This window comes from Enterococcus sp. DIV0774, assembly GCF_050539095.1.
GTDB classification, from domain to species: domain Bacteria; phylum Bacillota; class Bacilli; order Lactobacillales; family Enterococcaceae; genus Enterococcus; species Enterococcus faecalis.
The window spans coordinates 2,121,002-2,139,651 of record NZ_CP172923.1 but is presented as its reverse complement, the minus strand read 5'-3'; the positions used below and the strand labels follow the sequence as shown (position 1 = coordinate 2,139,651).

General features: G+C 37.6%; 16 protein-coding genes. 13 read left to right on the top strand and 3 right to left on the bottom strand.

Annotated features, from left to right (window positions below; all coding sequences use genetic code 11):
- Positions 1–13 precede the first annotated feature (13 nt).
- On the bottom strand, positions 14–694 hold the full coding sequence (locus tag IGL86_RS10220) for a 5-bromo-4-chloroindolyl phosphate hydrolysis family protein (RefSeq protein WP_002356448.1): 681 nt from the start codon (positions 692–694) through the stop codon (positions 14–16).
- Between the two features lie 402 nt (positions 695–1,096).
- Between IGL86_RS10220 and IGL86_RS10215 the strand changes: the two genes are divergently transcribed.
- The 3 genes from IGL86_RS10215 to IGL86_RS10205 are packed head-to-tail and all read left to right on the top strand — an operon-like array spanning position 1,097 to position 2,685.
- Positions 1,097–1,681 (top strand): NUDIX hydrolase, encoded by a 585-nt coding sequence (locus IGL86_RS10215; RefSeq protein WP_002356449.1) that lies wholly within the window; start codon positions 1,097–1,099, stop codon positions 1,679–1,681.
- On the top strand, positions 1,678–1,974 hold the full coding sequence (gene macP, locus IGL86_RS10210) for a cell wall synthase accessory phosphoprotein MacP (protein ID WP_002356451.1): 297 nt from the start codon (positions 1,678–1,680) through the stop codon (positions 1,972–1,974). The genes IGL86_RS10215 and macP overlap by 4 nt, the downstream gene beginning before the upstream one ends.
- 15 nt (positions 1,975–1,989) lie before the next feature.
- Positions 1,990–2,685, top strand: a complete 696-nt coding sequence (locus tag IGL86_RS10205) for a 5'-methylthioadenosine/adenosylhomocysteine nucleosidase (protein WP_002356454.1) — start codon at positions 1,990–1,992, stop codon at positions 2,683–2,685.
- A gap of 66 nt (positions 2,686–2,751) precedes the next feature.
- Here the strand turns inward: IGL86_RS10205 and IGL86_RS10200 are convergent, their stop codons facing one another.
- Together IGL86_RS10200 and IGL86_RS10195 are read right to left on the bottom strand one after the other, a co-directional pair.
- Positions 2,752–3,018: a GIY-YIG nuclease family protein gene (locus IGL86_RS10200; RefSeq protein ID WP_002356455.1), complete on the bottom strand. Its 267-nt coding sequence runs from the start codon at positions 3,016–3,018 to the stop codon at positions 2,752–2,754.
- Positions 3,008–3,742 carry a tRNA1(Val) (adenine(37)-N6)-methyltransferase gene (locus IGL86_RS10195; RefSeq protein WP_010821789.1) on the bottom strand — a complete coding sequence of 245 codons (735 nt, stop codon included), beginning with the start codon at positions 3,740–3,742 and terminating at the stop codon, positions 3,008–3,010. Before IGL86_RS10195 ends, IGL86_RS10200 begins: the two co-directional genes overlap by 11 nt.
- 188 nt (positions 3,743–3,930) lie before the next feature.
- Here IGL86_RS10195 and IGL86_RS10190 point away from each other — a divergent pair, with 188 nt between their 5' ends.
- The 10 genes from IGL86_RS10190 (at position 3,931) to elrE (ending at position 18,642) form a co-directional block, all read left to right on the top strand.
- A complete protein-coding gene (locus IGL86_RS10190) occupies positions 3,931–4,557 on the top strand; it encodes a lysophospholipid acyltransferase family protein (RefSeq protein ID WP_002356461.1) in 627 nt (208 codons plus the stop codon).
- 51 nt (positions 4,558–4,608) lie between these two features.
- On the top strand, positions 4,609–5,877 hold the full coding sequence (locus IGL86_RS10185) for an exonuclease SbcCD subunit D (protein ID WP_193363164.1): 1,269 nt from the start codon (positions 4,609–4,611) through the stop codon (positions 5,875–5,877).
- Between the two features lie 4 nt (positions 5,878–5,881).
- The gene (locus IGL86_RS10180; protein WP_033625434.1) at positions 5,882–9,019 is read left to right on the top strand and encodes an SbcC/MukB-like Walker B domain-containing protein; all 3,138 of its coding nucleotides are present in this window, start codon (positions 5,882–5,884) and stop codon (positions 9,017–9,019) included.
- A gap of 19 nt (positions 9,020–9,038) precedes the next feature.
- The gene (locus tag IGL86_RS10175) at positions 9,039–12,236 is read left to right on the top strand and encodes a DEAD/DEAH box helicase (protein WP_033625433.1); all 3,198 of its coding nucleotides are present in this window, start codon (positions 9,039–9,041) and stop codon (positions 12,234–12,236) included.
- Between the two features lie 67 nt (positions 12,237–12,303).
- Positions 12,304–13,209 (top strand): Rgg family transcriptional regulator ElrR, encoded by a 906-nt coding sequence (gene elrR, locus IGL86_RS10170; RefSeq protein WP_002384093.1) that lies wholly within the window; start codon positions 12,304–12,306, stop codon positions 13,207–13,209.
- 189 nt (positions 13,210–13,398) lie between these two features.
- Entirely contained in the window at positions 13,399–15,570 is a 2,172-nt protein-coding gene (gene elrA / locus IGL86_RS10165) for an enterococcal leucine-rich protein ElrA (protein ID WP_010713154.1), read from the top strand.
- A 3-nt stretch (positions 15,571–15,573) separates the two neighbouring features.
- Entirely contained in the window at positions 15,574–15,942 is a 369-nt protein-coding gene (elrB, locus tag IGL86_RS10160) for an LPXTG anchor domain-containing protein ElrB (protein ID WP_016618106.1), read from the top strand.
- A gap of 1 nt (position 15,943) precedes the next feature.
- Entirely contained in the window at positions 15,944–16,726 is a 783-nt protein-coding gene (elrC, locus tag IGL86_RS10155; protein WP_002394120.1) for a WxL domain-containing protein ElrC, read from the top strand.
- A 39-nt stretch (positions 16,727–16,765) separates the two neighbouring features.
- Positions 16,766–17,542 carry a WxL domain-containing protein ElrD gene (gene elrD, locus IGL86_RS10150; RefSeq protein WP_002362542.1) on the top strand — a complete coding sequence of 259 codons (777 nt, stop codon included), beginning with the start codon at positions 16,766–16,768 and terminating at the stop codon, positions 17,540–17,542.
- 74 nt (positions 17,543–17,616) lie between these two features.
- A complete protein-coding gene (gene elrE / locus IGL86_RS10145) occupies positions 17,617–18,642 on the top strand; it encodes a transmembrane protein ElrE (protein WP_002376547.1) in 1,026 nt (341 codons plus the stop codon).
- Positions 18,643–18,650 lie beyond the last annotated feature (8 nt).

The window sequence follows — 18,650 nt, the reverse complement described above, 5'->3', positions numbered from 1 at the left end:
TCCTCCCTAATGATTATTGCTGGTCTTCGTTTACTTGAGGTGATTCCTCAGTTGCAGCTTTTTGCGACAAGCTGCTTTTAGCGATCGACATTTCGACATCTAAATCGTCTAAGTCATCGGAAACGATTTCCTCATAATCATTTTTAACTAATTTTGACAATTGGTCAATGATTTGTGCGCTTTCTTCTAATTTTTCATACGTTTGTTTGTTTTTTACTTCATGTTGTTCGATTTCTAAATGTTTACTTGTTAAGTCAACGATATTTGGTAAATGTGTATAGAGAAAGTGATTGGCTAAGTGTAACTTTTTAGGTTCTTTCACTAACTCTTTAAACAGAGCTTTAGAAACCTTCGTAGTATCATTACGTAAGTCAATCGCCCGTAATTTAGTTGAACGATTCATGTTTTCTTGTAATTGTATGATTTGTTTTTTGGCTGTGCTCATTGTACTTCTGAAAAAATCAATTTCTTGTGGAGATAACCCCAACTCACGATAATGGGCTTCTTTATCTTTTGTTAAGTAAGGCATTTGATCGCTCTTGTCGGCGGCATTTTTCTTTTTTCGATAGAGAACGAATACTAAAAAGCCTACCAGAATCACAAAAGCGAAGAAGCCATATTCTCTAGCGACAGCAATGATTAAGGCTCCTAAAAGAATATAGCCAATCAGTAATTTTGTATTTAATTTGTTCATTTATATAGTTCCTCCTATCTATCTAATCCTCGAAAGAGTCAGCTCTCGTTACAATAGTTATTTTAGCATACTCTGTGAGAGAAAAGACATACAGCGGAAGATGTATTTTATGATTTAGTGAAATCCTAAGAAAAAAAGTATAAAACGCAAAAAAAGACCCGTCCTAATTGGGGGTAGGACGGGAAAGGAGTTAAAAATGAAAAAGTGTTTTGTTAGGGTTGTTTGTTGGTATGCTTAAATAATACAAGGAAGTTGTGAATTTTTTATGTCTATTTTTTTTCGAAAATGTAATTTTTTTCTAAAGCAATAAATTTTTTTCTTTGAAAAGGGTTTAACTAGAGAAGAAGGGGTGCGATTTTTATCATTTTAGGGTATGATAAACAAGAAAGGTTGGTGAAAGATATGTTAAATTATGAGGACTTCGAAGAAAAAACACTTCAACGTCGAGAAATTTTTAAAGGAAAGATTATTGATGTTTTTTTGGATGACGTGGCTTTACCGACAGGCGGCACTGCTAAACGCGAATTGGTTTTTCATTCAGGCGCAGTAGCTATGATTCCGTTAACCGCAGAAGGAAAAATCGTCTTAGTTAAACAATTTAGAAAACCCTTGGAACAAGTAATTTTAGAAATTCCGGCGGGAAAAATTGATCCTGGAGAAGAAAATCAACTGGAAACGACGGCTATGCGGGAATTAGAAGAAGAAACTGGGTATCGTGCAGGTCAGCTCACCTACATAAATTCAATGTATCTGTCACCAGGATTTGCTAATGAAAAATTGGCTCTCTATTTGGCAACGGATTTGCAGAAAGTCGAAAATCCGCGTCCTCAAGATGAAGATGAAATCTTGGAACTTTACGAGCTAACAATAGCTGAAGCCAAAGCAGAGGTGGCAAAAGGCACGATTTGTGATGCCAAAACACTTTTTGCTATACAATACTGGGAATTGTATTTACTGCAGAGACAGTTTAAGGAGGACACGCAATGAGCAAAGGTCCGTTAGTCACTCGGACAGAACTTCGCAAACGCAGAGAAGCAGAAGAAAAAGAAGCGGAACGTCGTCAGCAGGAAGAGCAGAAGCTGGCGGAAAAAGCGTATAAGCGAAAAGAAAAAGAAATTTCGACGTTTTATCGTAAAGAAAAGAAAAAACAAAAACCAATCAACAAGTCACGAGTAGGAGAATACTCAAAGCGTCGAGAACGGAGTACTTGGTTAAACAAGGCAATTATTATTGTAGCGATTTTATTAGCCGTTGTGGCGTATATCGTTTTGAATTTATAGAAAAGAGGAATCACTATGAAAATTGGAATTATTGGAGCAATGGATCAAGAGGTCAAAATTCTAAAAGAAAAATTGACAGACACGATGTCATGGGAACGAGCAGGCGCTTTATTTGTTTCTGGTTCGTTAGGAAGACATGAGGTGATTGTGGTTCGTTCAGGAATTGGTAAAGTGGCCTCAGCTGTGACCACGACTTTATTGATTCATCAATATGGCGTAAATATGGTGATTAATACCGGTTCTGCTGGTGGTATCGGTGAAGGACTAAAAGTCGGCGATTTAGTCATTGCAGACAAATTAGCTTACTTTGATGTTGATGTCACTGGTTTTGGTTATGCCTATGGACAATTGCCTGGTGGCGTGCCTTTGTATTTTGAAACAAGTGAATACTTGCGGATGGAAATTGCGAAAGCTGCTGAAAAAACTGGTTTAGCTATTCGTAAAGGATTGATTGTTACTGGAGATACTTTTGTGGATAGCGCTGAGAAAATCGCCAAAATTAAGAAAGAGTTTCCTGAAGCCTTAGCTTGTGAAATGGAAGGCGCAGCAATTGGCCAAGCGGCTTCACAGTTCAATATTCCATTCTTAGTTGTACGGGCAATGAGTGATACAGCAGATGGCGAAGCAACTCAAAGCTTTGACGAATTCATCGATGAAGCTGGGAAAAAATCAGCCGAAATGGTTATTCATTTTGTCGAAAACTTAGTTTAAAAAGAGAAAGAAACAGCCATCATTTCATCAATGAAATGATGGCTGTTTCTTTTTGCTTATTGTCACTTAATGGAAAGTTTTTAAATACTGTTCTTTTTGTTTGCGCGTTAATTTTTTAAAGGCGGCTTCGGCTTTGGTGGCCGCGCTACGTGTTTCAAATTTCTCTGTATGAATCATTTTGACTGGCCGTCGTTTGGCTAACCGTGTATATTTTGCACCAGTTCCGCTATTATGTTCGGTTAATCGACGTTCTGGCTCAGTTGTATAGCCACCGTAAAAGGAACCATCTTGGCAAAGTAAAACATAAAAATAATGGGATTTCTTATTCTCCATACAGCATAGCCTTCATTTCTGCTTCGTATTCGTTCTTTTCATTGTATGTAAAAAGAGGTGGTAACACACGAAAACCGTCTTTTTTGCCTTGTTTAATGCCTTCAATTAGTAAAACATTGGCTTCTTTGCCTGGCTTCGGATAAACAAACCGAGCTTTTTTCGGCGCAATATTGGCGTTTTCCATGGCATGTAAAATATCCAGGAAACGATCAGGACGATGAACCATTGCGAGGCGACCATTTGTTTTTAATAAATCCGCCGACACAGTGACCACTTCTTGAAGAGACGTGTGAATTTCATGACGGGCAATCGCTAAGTGCGGGTTTGGATTTTTTTGGCTAGTTGGTCGTTCTTTAAAGTATGGGGGATTACATAGTACTAAATCCACAGAATCTTTTTTGATGACTTCTGTCGCTTGTTTTAAATCACGTTCATACATCGTTACTTGTTTTTCCAATTTATTTAATAGAATACTTCGTTGACCCATATCTGCCAAACGAGGTTGTAATTCGATTTGGTCGATCATTGCAGCTGTTTTCCGACTAACGAAGAGGCCGACCGCGCCATTGCCAGCACACAAATCGACAATCTTGCCTTTTTTTGGTAGTTGCGGAAAATTAGCCAATAAGACTGCATCAATGGAAAAAGAAAAGACTTCTTTGCTTTGAATAATTTGAATATCATCCGCATATAATTGATCAATCCGTTCGCCGGATAATAACATAGATTAAGAACCTCCAACTTTTCATCTGATTGTTCATGTATTATACTACTTTTAAACCCGTATGACAAAATCTGTTCCCTAGATTAGTAGGAACATGTTATTTCTCTAATTGATAGACGTAAAAAAAGCTTGTCAAAAGGTAGAGCTTTCGGCATACTAGAAAGCGGAGAGAAGAAAGGAAGAAAATTATGTTTTTTACATTTATGCGTGGCGTGGTTCGCGTCATTTTATTTGTGATTAATGGAAATGCACATTATGAAAATAAAGAAAAATTACCAAAAGACCAAAACTATGTCTTAGTTGCGCCGCATCGAACATGGTGGGAACCGCTGTATTTAGCTGTTGCTGGCAGTCCTAAGAAGTTTAGTTTTATGGCAAAAAAAGAGTTGTTTAAAAATCCTGTTTTACGTTTCATTTTAAAACATGCGAATGCGTTTCCAGTGGATCGTGAGAAGCCCGGTCCCAGCGCGATTAAAACACCTGTCAAAATTTTAAAAAATTCTGATTTAAGTTTGATTATGTTCCCTAGTGGCACGCGTCATTCCTCAGAATTAAAAGGCGGGGTAGCCTTGATTGCTAAAATGGGGCGAGTACCTATCGTGCCATCTGTTTATCAAGGTCCGTTAACTTTAAAAGAGTTGTTTAAACGGAAAAAAGTAACGGTTCGTTTTGGGGAGCCAATCGATATTAGCGATATTAAAAAAATGGATAAAGACGGTTTAGCTGAAGTGGAACGTCGGATGCAAGAAGCATTTGATCAGTTAGATAAAGAAATTGATCCAACTTTTAAATATGAATCAACAGAAAAAGAATAAAACAAACCGCTACAAAATAGGAATGTTACTGGCAGGTAGTCTCATCAAAAGATGATGCTCCCTGTCTTTTTTCTTGTGTTAAGAAAAAAGTTTGTTAAAAATCTAATTCTTCTGTCCGATTTTCTTAAAAAATACCAGAAATTTGTTATAATAATAAGAAGGACTTTTTTAGGCGGTGAAAAAATGAAATTTTTACATACAGCAGATTGGCATATTGGCAAAAAATTACATGGTTTTGATTTGTTGGCAGAACAAAGAGAAGCCTTTAAACAAATCTTAGCAATTGCGAAAGAAGAGCAAGTGGATGCTGTTGTGATCGCTGGAGATTTGTATGATCGCTCTGTTCCAGCGGTTGAAGCAGTCGAGATTTTTAATGAAATGATGATTCAAATGAATCTCAAAGAGCATTTCCCCGTGTTAGCTATTTCGGGAAACCATGATAGCAGTACTCGTTTAGAAACAGGAGGCCCTTGGTTTAACCAAACGCAATTTCATTTGAATACGCGTTTAGAACAAGCCTTTCAACCAATTGAAATCGACAATACCCAATTTTATTTGTTGCCTTATTTTGAACCGATTGCGGCTCGCTTATATTTTGAAGATGAAACGATTCGAACGATTCAGGCGGCGATGGAAAAAGTTGTCGCGAAAATGCAGGAATCTTTTCTCCCCAACAAAAAACAAGTGTTAGTTAGTCATTTTTTTGTCGCTGGCAGTGAAAAAACTGATTCTGAAACAAAATTAACAGTGGGTGGTTTGGATGTTGTACCGACAGCTTTGTTAGAGCCTTTTGATTACGTCGCGTTGGGCCACTTACATGGAAAAAATGCGTTGCAGGCACCTAATGCTCGATACAGTGGCTCGCCTGTAAAATTTTCTTTATCAGAAATGACACAAGAAAAGGGTGTTTGGCTTGTTGAAACAGAAACTGAAGTTCATTTTCAATTCCGTGCTTTGAAACCATTGCGAGACATTCAACAATTGACGGGCTCGTTTCAGCAGTTAACGGATCCCGCTTTTTATCAAGAAGTGAATCGGGAAAATTATTTACATGTCCAATTAACCGACCGAGCGATCATTCCCAACATGATGAATCAATTGCGAAAAATTTACCCCAAAATTATTGGGTTGGAACGTTTGAATGGTCGAGAAACAAGCAACGGAAATCAGAAAAAAGTGGTACAAATAGAACAACGTTCACCAGAAGAACATCTGCATGACTTTTTTAACGATGTGACAGGAGAGGCCTTGACAGAACAACAAGCACAATGGGTCCAAGAAGAACTGAGTACACTTAATCAATTAGAAAGAGGGAAGTAACAGGATGAAACCATTATCTTTAACATTGAAAAACTTCGGACCGTATATTAATGAAACCATTGATTTTACGAAGTTTGAAGATTCTTCACTTTTTCTAATTAGTGGAAAAACAGGGTCTGGGAAAACAACGATTTTTGATGGAATGAGCTATGCTTTGTTTGGTGAAAGTTCTGGGAAATTACGTTTAGGCAAAGAAATGCGTTCCACATTTGCTGACCCCTCAGAAGCCACTGAAGTTACTTTGCTTTTTAAACATAACGAGTATCTCTATGAACTGAACCGCCTTCCCGAACAAGAACTTTTTAAAAAACGTGGCACAGGAGTCCGTAAACAAAGTGCCAAAATTTCTTTAATTGTCAAAGATGCTCAAGGGAACGAACTACGAGCCTATTCTAAAAGACGCGAAGTGGACGAACTCATTCAAGAATTATTGCATTTGAATGCCAATCAATTTGCTCAAATTGTATTGTTACCACAAGGAGAGTTTCGGACTTTTTTAATTGCTAAAAGTGATGAAAAAGAAAAGGTTTTGCGTAATTTATTCGGAACAGAATTGTATCAGTTGTTCAGCGAAAATTTAAAAGAACGCTTAAAAATTGCCAATCAAGAGATTCAAGAAACCCAGCAAAAAATTGAACTGAAAACAGAACAGTTGCATTGGTCAGAAGAACCTGAACCGACAATGACACTTTTTGAAAAACTTCAATTATTAGAAAGCCAACAACAAGAGGCTCAGCAACAACTATTAGTTGAAAGAGAACAAATTGCAACCTTAAAACAAGCCAAACAAGCAAAAGAGCAAGTTCGTTATGCCATTGAAGAACGGCAAAACTTGCAACAGCAAAAAGAAGAATTACTGGAAAAGAAAGCAAAACAAGCTGAACAGGAAACCGTCATTGAGCGGCTAAAGGAACAGATTCAGCAATTAAAATGGAGCCAAAAACAGCAATCTTTAGCTGAAAAAGTCTTTGAAAAACGAAGCGAAAAACAACAAAAAGAGCAAGAAACAAAGTCCAAACAACAAGCTCTTATGGAAACGCAACAAGCATTGACAGATTGGCAAGCAATCATGAGTGAGTTGGAAGAACAACAACCATTGATTGCTGAAAAACAAGAACGTCTTCAAACGATTCAACGTCAATTACCACAATACCAAGAATATGAACAGTTAGCCCAACAACAAATAGCAGAACAAGCCAATTATCAAGCCATTCAAAAAGAGTATGAATCTTGCCAACAGGAAAAAATAACATTAGCGGATAAAGTGGCGACAGCCAAACAATTTATTGAACAAGAAGGAACACTTGAAAAAGCAAATTTTGAATGTTCTAGTGTAGCAGATCATTGGCAAAATTTTGTAGAACGTTGGCAAAAAAATCAAAAAGCTTGGCAAAAAATTAGTCAAAACCAAGTGGAATTGCACGAGTTGACACAACGGTTTGCTGTTGAACAGCAACAAAAAAGCGCCGAAGAAGCGAAGTTGCAGACAAAGAAAAGTCAATGGGCCTCTTTACAAATCCAACGATTAAGCTTGTTACTTGAAGAGGGGGAACCTTGCCCAGTTTGTGGCTCTTTAGAACATCCAAAGCAACAAACTCATCAAGAAGTTTCCTTAGAAGAGATTGATCAAGCGGAACGGGAATTAACGGAAGTTGAAAAAACGGTTCAACGATTTACTGAAACGCTCTCTGCATTAGGGGCGGAAAAGCAACAGAAAGAAAGCCAATTACAAGAACAGGAAGCTGCGTATACTGAGGAACAAGAACAATTAGCAGCGCAGTTTGCTGACTTGCAGTTGCCGTTAACAGGACTAACTTTTTCACAAGTAACACCTGCAGAAATTGCGGAAGTTGAGTCGCAATTAGCTAAAGAAAAACAACAAATAGCACAAAAACTAACGGAAATTTCAGTCGAAAAGGACCGTCTGGCGGAACTAGAAGAACAAGTAGCTGGAAATTCTCAACGCTTTGAAGTGCTCCGACAACAAGTAGAAACAATGCAACAAAGTCTGGAAAGAATCACTATCCAGCAGCAAATGATTGCTAGCCAATTATTGGATGCAACCGTCACATACGAAGAAATGACCAAACAACAAGCTTTGCTTCAAGAAGAACTCTCTGCATTTGAACGTCAAAAAGAAAACGTGACGACACAAGGAGAAACCTTGAAGAAAGAAGAAATGATCCTTGAAAGTACGTTGACGCATTTGGAGAAAGAACAACAAACACTTCAACAAACAGTCGCGCAACTTGAGAGTCAGTTAAACGCAGTTTTAACGGAACAAGGCGTGACAGAGGACCAATTGACGGAGTGGTTGAAAGAAGTACCGACACTAGAAAGTCAGCAAGAACAAATTGCTTTATTTGAACAAGAGCAAACCCAACTGACTATCCAACTCGCTGAAATTGAAAAAAAATTATCTAGTGATACGTTCCCAGAATTATCTTTAATCACCACAGAAATTGAACAAATAACACAACAAATTGAAGAACAAGAAAAAAAATACTATCAACTGCATGAAAAAATGCAAAATAACCAACAGTTGGTTCAAGAAATTAATGCGCAAAGAACAACAATTGAAGACAAGTTTGCGGAAGTTGCTGCACTACAGCAGTTGGCAGATACGGTGAATGGCAATAATCCTAAAAAAATTAGTTTTGAACGGTATATGTTACAAACGTATTTAGAAAGAGTGCTGGCAGTCGCTAATCAGCGTTTAGACCGCCTGACCAATAGTCGTTATCAATTTGAATTGAATCACGAAGCAGGCAGTTATCGGAATCAAACGGGGCTAGAAATCAATATTTATGATGACAATTCGGGGACGGTGCGCAGTGCTCACACGTTATCAGGCGGGGAAAGTTTTATAGCAGCGTTAGCTTTGGCACTTTCTTTAGCAGAAGTGATTCAAGAACAAGCAGGCGGAGTCTTAATTGATGCGTTGTTTATTGATGAAGGCTTTGGTTCCTTAGATGAAGAAGCATTGGAAATGGCAATGGAGGCGTTAGAAACGATTGAAAATGAAGGCCGCATGATTGGGATTATTAGTCATATTGGCGAATTAAAAGCACGAATTCCACAACAATTACAAATAAAAAGCAATGGGAATGGTCAAAGTACCGTTCACTATCAGCTAGCTTAGTAGAAGAGGAGGTGAGTCGATGAAATGGAGTATTCCAGAGCGAATCGTTGAACAAGGGCGCGAATATATGCAAGAAGGCCGGGTCTTATCTATCGTTCAAAATCCAGAAAAAAGGATCTGGTTGTCTGAGGTTTTAGGGGAAGAACTTTATCTTGTTGAATTGGATGGTACCGCCAAAGAACAAGATGTTTGTGAATGTCAATATTGGATGGAACATGGCTATTGCAAGCATACAGTGGCAGTTGAACTGGCACTGAAACAACGAGGCGTGTCAAGAATTATTCAAGCGAATCAAACAGTCAGTTTTGAGAAAACAAATCGATCAACAGCTGAAATGTTTACCAAAGGCTTTGCCAAATTAAGCAAAGCTTCTGCCGAAGTTCCCTTGCAGCCTTTACGTTTAGAATTTCATTTAGATGTGATTGAAACGAATAATTACTATCCAGAATTATCAACGATTGGTCTTTCTTTAAAAATTGGTTTGGAAGGGACCAAACCTAAAACATATATTGTGAAAAATATTGGTGATTTTTTACAAGCATATGAAAAAGAAATGACTTTTATGGTGAATAAACAACACCAATTTACTTTGCTACATGATTCTTTTTCAATGGAGATTCAAGAAATTTTAACAGAACTTGCGGCAATTTATCATACCAGCCAATTATTAGGTGCAAACGGTATTCAAGTTAAAGGGAAAATCGACAAACGTTATCTATTATTACCAATTGATCGCAGTCAATCGTTAGTTGAAAAAATGAATCGAACGGGTCAGTTTATATTGACCAATCAAACTCATAAGTATCGCTATCTAACGTTCAAAGAAACCAGTTTGCCACTTACGTTTACAGTGCAAAAAACCGAGGAACAAAGCTTCAAATTAACTATTCAGAATCCTATTACAACGTTTCTAGCCCACTATCACTGGGCGATTGCGGATCAAACGGTTTATTTACTAACAGAAGAGCAGGAAGCCATTTACACCACGTTACTTCAATTAATGAAACGCTTGGAAGAGCCGTCAATTATTTATGAAAAAGAAACAGTTTCTGATTTATTTAGTGAAGTGTTACCATTATTGGAAAAAATTGGTCGAGTGTCTGTTGAAGAATCAGTTGAAGAATTAGTCGTCCACCATCCTTTAAAAGCAGTCTTTATTTTTAAGAAAATTAAAGGTCGGATTAACGCTCGGATTGACTATCACTATGGAGAAGTCATTTTCTCGACAAACCCGAAATATGCTCAATTACCTGAAGTCAATCAAGAAATCGTTCGAGATAAAGCAAAAGAAACAGCAATTAAGCAACAATTTCAACAGTTTGCCTATCAGCAAACAACCACAGGCTTTGAAAAAGTCTTACCTGCTGGAGAGTCCTTGTATTATTTCTTTAAAGCCGAGGTTCCAGCTTTCCGTCAATTAGGAGAAGTTCGGATGGGACGGAAATTACGGGAATTGTATTTAGATGCCCAGCATCATCAACCAACGATTGAAGTTGCGGAAGGGGATTCTTGGTTAGATATTCGGTTTGATGTCACTGGCATTGATGAAACCGAAATCGATGCAGTATTGACTAGTCTACTACGTAATGATGCTTTTTATACGTTAAAAAGTGGTGAAATTCTTGCTTTTGACTCAGAGGAATTTTTCCATACAAGTGCAATTTTAACGAAGCTGCGAAAAAATATGCATCAAGAAGACAATGTCATTCATGTGCCCAAAAACCAAGGCCTCATGATCGAAAGTTTATTAGAAGACAACGAGCGGGCACATTTTTCAGATTCCTTTAAAAAAATGGTCACGGATTTAACGCATCCAGAAAGCTTTGAAGCGCAAGTCCCCAAAACCTTACAAGCAACGTTACGCCATTACCAAGAAACAGGGTATAAATGGCTGAAAATGCTTAGCCATTATCAATTTGGCGGTATTTTAGCTGATGAAATGGGTTTAGGGAAGACACTGCAAACCATTACCTATTTACTTTCGGAAAAAGAAGAAGAGCGCTTGAAAGGGACAGCTTTGATTGTCGCTCCTGCAAGTTTAACCTATAACTGGTTAGCCGAAGTCAAACGTTTTGCGCCAACCTTAAATGTTCAAGTGGTTTCTGGCAACCGCCAAGAACGAGCAGCGCTTTTACAAAATAGCACCGAAGATATTCTGATTACTTCTTATGCAAGTATGCGACAAGATGTTCAGCTTTATCAGGAAATGCGTGTCGGCTATTTGATTTTAGATGAGGCCCAAATGGTTAAAAATAGTGGGACTAAAACGGCGCAAGCCTTAAAAAGTTTAAAAGTACCCCAACGTTTTGCATTAAGTGGCACACCAATTGAAAATAATTTAGATGAACTGTGGTCAATTTTTCAAATGATCTTACCGGGATTGTTCCCAGGCAAAAAAGCCTTTCGAGAAATTAAGCCAGAAGAAATTGCCAAAATGATTCAACCATTCATTTTACGACGAGACAAGAAAACGGTGCTTGCAGACTTACCAGAAAAAATTGAAAATAATATGTACAGTGTCTTAACAGAAGAACAAAAAACGGTTTATTTGGCCTATCTAAAACAAATGCAAGCAGATGTTAGTCAAATGGATCAGGCGACCTTCAAGAAAAATCGCATGAGTATTTTAGCAGGCTTGACCCGTTTACGACAAATCTGTTGCGATCCGCGTTTGTTTATTGAGGATTACACGGGAGGTTCTGGCAAAGTGGAACAAGTCAAAGACTTTTTAGTGGCTGCCAAAGAAAACAATCGTCGTGTCCTATTATTTTCTCAGTTCACAAGCATGCTTTCTATCTTAGAAAAAGAATTGAATGAATTAGGCTTAGAGACGTTTTATTTACGAGGAAGTACGAAGCCTCAAGATCGGTTAACGATGGCGAATGCCTTCAATGAAGGAGAAAAAGATGTCTTCTTAATTTCATTGAAAGCAGGGGGAACCGGACTAAATTTAACTGGTGCAGATACAGTTATTTTATACGATTTATGGTGGAATCCCGCAGTCGAAGAACAAGCGGCTGGTCGGGCACACCGCATGGGACAAAAAAAGGTTGTTGAAGTGTGGCGGATGATTGCAGAAGGAACGGTTGAAGAAAAAATGAATTCCTTACAGCAAGAAAAACGCGAGCTGTTCCAAAAAGTGATTCAAGGAAATGAAGAGCAATTAGCGAAAATGACGGAAGAAGATATTCGCACAATTTTAAGCATTGGAGAATAGCCGTTCAACTTAGTTGCTATCTTATTTAAAGAGAAATGGAGTAATTCGTTTGAAACAAAAAGAATATATGGAATATCGGCCGCTAGGTGAAGAAATTGAACGGATTCGTAAAGGAAAAAATATTCCTCTGCGTGTCTTTGATGAAAATGGTGTTTCTAGTCGAAGTTATCAACGCTTTGTCCAAGGAAATAGTGAATTGCGTATTTCGGATTTAGCCATTATTGTCGAAATCTTGTCTATTTCGCCGATGGAAATGACAGAAAAATTAACGCCAATGTCCAAAACAGTTTTAGCTAAGGAGCAGTTTAATCAAGCAATCTTTAGTAAAAATTTTCAAGAAAGTAGTCGAATCGTTGCAGATTATCGAGCGTATTATGATAAATCGTCTTTTGCTTTAGGAAAGCAAGAAGTAATGTATTCGATGTTGGCGTTGGAATATCTTTTTAACCCTCAAACGGTTGTGACAAAAGAAGAGATTATTGCATTAGAAAATCAGATTCTGGAACGATTAATTAATGCCGATGTGTATACTATTTTTAATTTGAAATTTTTAGCATTACAAAAAAATGTTGGCTTGCAGCCGTTTCCAACTTCGCTACTTTTTCGTGTACTACAATCTGTCAATGAGCGGGAAATTATTGATATTCGCTCGCTAGAAATTATCGAGCAAGTAATTATTGATTTTTTATTTGCGGCGATTGTCAGCCAAAATGTTCCCCATATTCTTCATGTATTAAGCATGTTTAAAGAATATGAAGTGGGTGAAAATAACTGGCGAATGATCCTCTGGAAAAAAATAGCAGAAAAAATAGAAATGATTTTAACCAATGAAGAAATATTCGCAGATTGGTCAATCTTTAAAGAACAAATCCTCTTATCTATCACATTGTTTTTACCAAAAGCCAAACAAGAATTTTTTGCTGGGCAATTGGAAAAAATAGAGGATAGTTTAAAAGAAATAAAAGAAAACTAGGCATAATTGAGAATTTGTCATAATAAATTCTGGTTGTGTTTAGCGACAAAGAGCGCCAAATAGGGGTAGAAAACCCTATTTGGCGCTCTTTGTCTTGTCTATACAAATTAATTTGGACAGTTTGTCGTAATTGAACCCATTTTCAGTTGATATTCACTATAATTAAGAAAATATCAGGAGGTGAAGTTTATGAAAAAAATGTGCATCTCCGCAGTTAGTGCCTTACTTTTGGCTAATAGTTTGCTACTTCCTGTAACAACTTTCGCCGAAACGACCGAAACAATCGCATCCTCCAGTGAAGAAAATGTTTCATCTGTTTCAGAAGAAAAGATTCCAGAAACTTCATCAGCAGAAGAGCAAAATTCAGCAACCAGTAGTTCGGAGATTCCCCAATCAGAAGAGTTAACGACTGTTGAAACAAGTGAAGAGCCGCCAAATGAAGCACTAGCGATAACGGAAGCACAACTGATGATGCCCCAATTATACGCAGGTGCTGTCTTAGATAAAGCGACGCCTATCAGTACACTATTTCCTGATCCAGCCTTTGCGGAAAATATCAGAAAACAGTTAAGCAAATCTCGGACCTCTAATACTGTCACCCAAGCAGAATTGGATAAACTGAATAAAGTTATTTTAGAAAATGTCGTTGTTTCTAATGTGGAAGGAGTTCAATACCTAAGAAACTTAGAAGAATTATCTTTTCAAGATTCGCTCAATGTAACAGATTTGAGTCCTTTTGCTAAAGGTGAATTTAAGCTATTACGTTTTTTATATATGAGAAATAATAAAATAGCTGATCTTAGTCCGTTAGGTCAAGCAGGATTAATTAGTTTAGAAGGCTTGTATGTTGAGAACAATCAATTAACGACATTAAATGGACTTGAAGGAATGGCTGCTTTAAAAAATTTAAGTATCCAAAATACGACAGATCATCCGTCAAAAATCACGCCGAATAATCGAGTGACTTCCTTCGACCCGCTTCGTTCTCTTCGTAATTTAGAAACCATTTGGGCTGCCAATAATCAGATTGCTACTTTAGATGGGCTTACGGAAGCAAATAACCTACTCCGTCTTTATGTGGAAAATAATCAATTAAAAACAATTGCGCCCTTGGCGAATAAGCCACGTCTAGAAGAGTTGAGTATTATGAATCAAACGATTGCTAGTCTGGAAGCTTTAAGCACTGTTCCTAATCTGCGTGTACTGTATGCAAGAAACAATCAAATTTCTTCCTTGGCACCGTTAGAGAAAACACTCAATCTAACAGTTTTAGATGTGGGAGAAAATCAAATTTCAGATATCAGTCCGTTAAAAGGCTTAACGGCCATTACAGGGCTAGATGTATCTAATCAAATGATTATCTTATCTTCTGTCGATTATATTGCTGGGAAACCACTGCAATTAAAAAATAAGGTGGTATCTCGTGATGGTCAACTATTTCCACCGCTGACGATTAGCCCTTATGGAAGTTACGATGCCACAAAAGGACTGTTTGAATGGAATTTACCCAAAGCTCATGAAGGCGTTTCTTATATCTGGGAATCAACAGATAAAGCATACTTAGGGAACTTTTCTGGAACAGTCGTCCAACCTGTCAAAGAAGTTTTCTTAAGTGAAACGAAACTATCTTGGTCAAAAGAGCGTATAGAAAAGTCGATGGAAAAAACAATCGATATTGATGACTTTCAAAAAACAGCCCTGCCTTTTTATTGGCAAGATGTCGATGCTGGGAATAGATTACAATTTATTGTCAAAAAAGAGGGCCAAGAAATCCAGAAATTAGCAGATGAAACAACCACTAATTCTAAAACATTTAAGGAAAAAGCCTTGTTATTACCAGAACTAACTTATGGAAAACAGCAGTTGGTCGTGGAAGTCTATGATAAAGGCTACAAGATTGATGAATTAGCGCTAACAGTCACTGTGGTTGGCTCTGTCAGGTTCAAAACGGTACCCACAGCGATTTCCTTTGGGAATGAGCTGCAAATCGCTAGTAGCACGACCCAATATCCAATTGTTTCCATGGATCAACCATTAGTGATACGGGATACTCGTCAAACAGGGAATAATTGGTCGCTTGCACTAACCGTTACTTCTGATTTCAAATCTGAATCAGGTGCTACGTTGCCAAATATTTTAAAATTTAGAACCAACCATCGCTTACAGGACATTCCAGAAGGCCAATCGATTCTTGTTCACAACCAAGTCAATGGACATCAAGAAACAAATATTTCTGATCAATGGAAAGAAAATGACCAAGAGTTGTTATTATCTGTTCCTGGAGGGACGGCCAAAGCAGAAGAATACGAAGCAAAACTAACTTGGCACTTGATGGACGTACCTGATGGCAGTGCAAAATAGGGGGTGAGTCTTATCAAAAAAATAGTTAACGGCGTGTTGTTATTAGGATTGTTTTCATCAGTTGATGTATTTGCTGAAACAAATGCCTATCCGACAAATGCAGAAGTTTCTTTTTATGGCGAGTATGAGCCACCAGCCAACAAAGAAAAACCAGATGGTAAGATACCACAGCGTTTCCCCAAGCAGTCGGAAGCAATACCAGCAGTGAGTGGAGAATCATTGAAGCATTCAACAAGTAAAACGGTTGATCAAAAAGGCTCAGGATTCTTACCTCGAACTGGTATTAAACAGCAACAAATGTTTAATTATCTCGGAATAATAGTCATCTTTTTGGCTAGTTTTATTTTAAAAAAAAGAAAGAAGGAACAATAAAATGAAAAAAATTATCTTAGCAACAATCCCAGCTATCACTTTAGGCGTGGCTATTGCACCAGAAGTGAATGCAGAAGAAAAAAACTATGAATCAAATGCCATCGTAGAATTTACGCCGGATACCTCTATCAACAAACCTGTCGATCCAGTGAATCCAGATACCGAAAAACCTGTTGAACCCTTTGACCCAACGACACCAGACACTGGTAATAAGCCAAATGAAGGAACAACTGGTCCACTAAGTATCGATTATGCTTCTAGTTTAGACTTTGGCAAAAATAAAATTTCAAATAAAGATGAAAAATATTATGCAAATCCACAATACTTTTTCTTGGCAGACGGTTCTGGTCCTGATTTGACTAATCCTAAACCAAATTATGTACAAATTTCCGACAAACGCGGAACGAATGCCGGTTGGGCCTTAACAGTTAAACAAGAAACACAATTAACAGCGACAAAAGAAACATTAAATAAAGTTTTAGACGGTTCAGAAATTAAATTAAGTCAAAACAAAGCAGTGTCTAATTCCAAAGCAGTCACACCAACTGCGCATGAAGTAACTTTAGTAGCTGGCGATTCATCAAATGTGATGTCTGCCGCTGAAGGTCAAGGTTCTGGAACTTGGCTTAGTGCGTTCGGTGGGATTGAAAAAGTGGAAGTTGACGGTGAAAGCGTAGATAAAAATACAGCGATCACATTAACTGTACCAGGAGCAACACCAAAAGATGCTGTTCAATACAAAACTGTTTTAACATGGACAATCGCTGATTTACCAAGCGTATAATTATTGAAACTATAACAATAGAAGAGAAGGAGCACTAACATGAAAAAAATGACCATCGCAAGCAGCTTAATTTTAGCAACCATCGCGGTAGGCACACTACCAGTTCAAGCAGAGGAAGTGGCTAATCGCGACACAGATGCTATTGTAAAATTTAAAGCACCAGATGAAAAAGATCCCAACAGCAAAAATCCTGTAGTGGATCCAGAAGACAAAGACGGCAAAGATCCTGTGACACCTATCGACCCAGTAAATCCTGACAAACCAGTTGATGAAGGTTCTACAGGCCCCTTAACCTTGGACTATGCTTCAAGTTTAAACTTTGGTGAAAATATCATCAGCACAAAAGATGAAATCTATTTTGCATCAGCACAAGTTTTAAAAGATAAAAATAATGTTGAAAAAACGGGTCCATTATTTGCTCAAATTACAGATAATCGTGGAACTTTAGAAGGCTGGACTTTATCTGCAAAACAAAATTCTGCATTTACTTCTGCTACAAAAGGTCAGACGCTTGAAGGAACTGAAATTGTCTTTCAAAATGCTTCAGCTGTGACAGCAGGACAAAGCGCTGCACCAACAAGTTTAGCGAGCGTAACTTTTGGTACAGTGGGTGAAAGTCATAACGTGATGGTAGCCGCAACAGATCAAGGCGCTGGGAAATGGTCATACTTATACGGCAATGCTAGTTCAATTGCTGAAGTTGACGGCCGTCAAGTAATGAAAGATGTTCAATTAAAAGTGCCAGGTAAATCAGTTAAATTAAACGATGCCTACAAAACAACAATTACTTGGACATTAGCTAATACGCCAGTATAAAAAGAGCCTTTTTGGAGAAAGGAAGAGGGGAACTCAGCCTTTCTCCTTTACATAGAAATGGAGTGTAGAGCGAAATGAAAAATAGATATTTTATTCTGATGATCCTAAGTTTTTATTTCTTTGCTTTTGGGATTGAAACCTCAGCAGCAGAATTACGATTTAGTGTTGAAACAGAAATTCCAGAAAACCAAATAGATAAAACAAAAACATATTTTGATTTAATGATGAAACCAGACCAAGAACAAATTTTGAAAGTTCGAGCGGCCAATAGTACAGATGAAAATTTAGTGATTGATGTTAGTGTGAAGTCGGCCACAACAAACAGCAACGGAGTGATTGAATATGGTGAGTCGTTGACAGCATTAGATAAATCTGCACCAGCAGATTTATCAGAAATCATTCAACTGAAAGACGGCGGTGAGAGTGTTGAATTGCCTGCTAAAAGTGAAAAAGTAGTTGAATTGCGAGTGAAGATGCCTAAAGAAGAGTTTTCAGGGCAACTAGCGGGCGGGATCACGTTTAGTGAAAAAGTCGATGAAACGAAAGACAAGCAAAAAGAAAATACAAACGGCTTAGCAATTGAAAATCGCTATGCCTATACAGTAGCTGTTTTACTTCGAGAAAATGAAACAGTTGTACAACCAGAATTGTCTTTAGAGAAAGTTGAACCGACGCAAAGAAATGCGCGCAGTGTTATTTCTGCAACACTGTTAAACCATGAAGCAGCCTATCTTCAATCAATGAAAGTAACGGCAAATGTTAAAAATAAGAAAACAAATAACGTTATTTTAGAGAAAGAACAAGAAGATATGCAAATGGCGCCCAATTCAATTTTTAATTTCCCTATTCCTTATGAAGAAAATGAAATGGAAGCTGGGACGTATGTATTGGCAATGACTGTGGAAGGCTCAGGAAAAAAATGGCAATTTACGAAAGAATTTACGATCTCAAAAGAGGAAGCAAAAACATTTAATGAGAAAGATGTAACCGTCAAAAAAACGGAATCTAAACTTATTTATCTCTTAATCGGTTTATTGATCCTTTTACTGATAATTTGCCTGTTCATCATTTTACGTCTGAAAAAACAAAAAAATAAATAAAAAAAAGC

What these genes read in the sequence shown, in the direction of transcription:
- elrC (WP_002394120.1), top strand. Translation starts at nt 15,944, where the DNA reads ATGAAAAAAATTATCTTAGCAACAATCCCAGCTATCACTTTAGGCGTG.
- elrE (WP_002376547.1), top strand. Translation starts at nt 17,617, where the DNA reads ATGAAAAATAGATATTTTATTCTGATGATCCTAAGTTTTTATTTCTTT.
- elrR (WP_002384093.1), top strand. Translation starts at nt 12,304, where the DNA reads ATGGAATATCGGCCGCTAGGTGAAGAAATTGAACGGATTCGTAAAGGA.
- IGL86_RS10220 (WP_002356448.1), bottom strand. Translation starts at nt 694, where the DNA reads ATGAACAAATTAAATACAAAATTACTGATTGGCTATATTCTTTTAGGA.
- IGL86_RS10175 (WP_033625433.1), top strand. Translation starts at nt 9,039, where the DNA reads ATGAAATGGAGTATTCCAGAGCGAATCGTTGAACAAGGGCGCGAATAT.
- IGL86_RS10185 (WP_193363164.1), top strand. Translation starts at nt 4,609, where the DNA reads ATGATGCTCCCTGTCTTTTTTCTTGTGTTAAGAAAAAAGTTTGTTAAA.
- elrA (WP_010713154.1), top strand. Translation starts at nt 13,399, where the DNA reads ATGAAAAAAATGTGCATCTCCGCAGTTAGTGCCTTACTTTTGGCTAAT.
- IGL86_RS10215 (WP_002356449.1), top strand. Translation starts at nt 1,097, where the DNA reads ATGTTAAATTATGAGGACTTCGAAGAAAAAACACTTCAACGTCGAGAA.
- IGL86_RS10205 (WP_002356454.1), top strand. Translation starts at nt 1,990, where the DNA reads ATGAAAATTGGAATTATTGGAGCAATGGATCAAGAGGTCAAAATTCTA.
- IGL86_RS10200 (WP_002356455.1), bottom strand. Translation starts at nt 3,018, where the DNA reads ATGGAGAATAAGAAATCCCATTATTTTTATGTTTTACTTTGCCAAGAT.
- IGL86_RS10195 (WP_010821789.1), bottom strand. Translation starts at nt 3,742, where the DNA reads ATGTTATTATCCGGCGAACGGATTGATCAATTATATGCGGATGATATT.
- IGL86_RS10180 (WP_033625434.1), top strand. Translation starts at nt 5,882, where the DNA reads ATGAAACCATTATCTTTAACATTGAAAAACTTCGGACCGTATATTAAT.
- IGL86_RS10190 (WP_002356461.1), top strand. Translation starts at nt 3,931, where the DNA reads ATGTTTTTTACATTTATGCGTGGCGTGGTTCGCGTCATTTTATTTGTG.
- macP (WP_002356451.1), top strand. Translation starts at nt 1,678, where the DNA reads ATGAGCAAAGGTCCGTTAGTCACTCGGACAGAACTTCGCAAACGCAGA.
- elrD (WP_002362542.1), top strand. Translation starts at nt 16,766, where the DNA reads ATGAAAAAAATGACCATCGCAAGCAGCTTAATTTTAGCAACCATCGCG.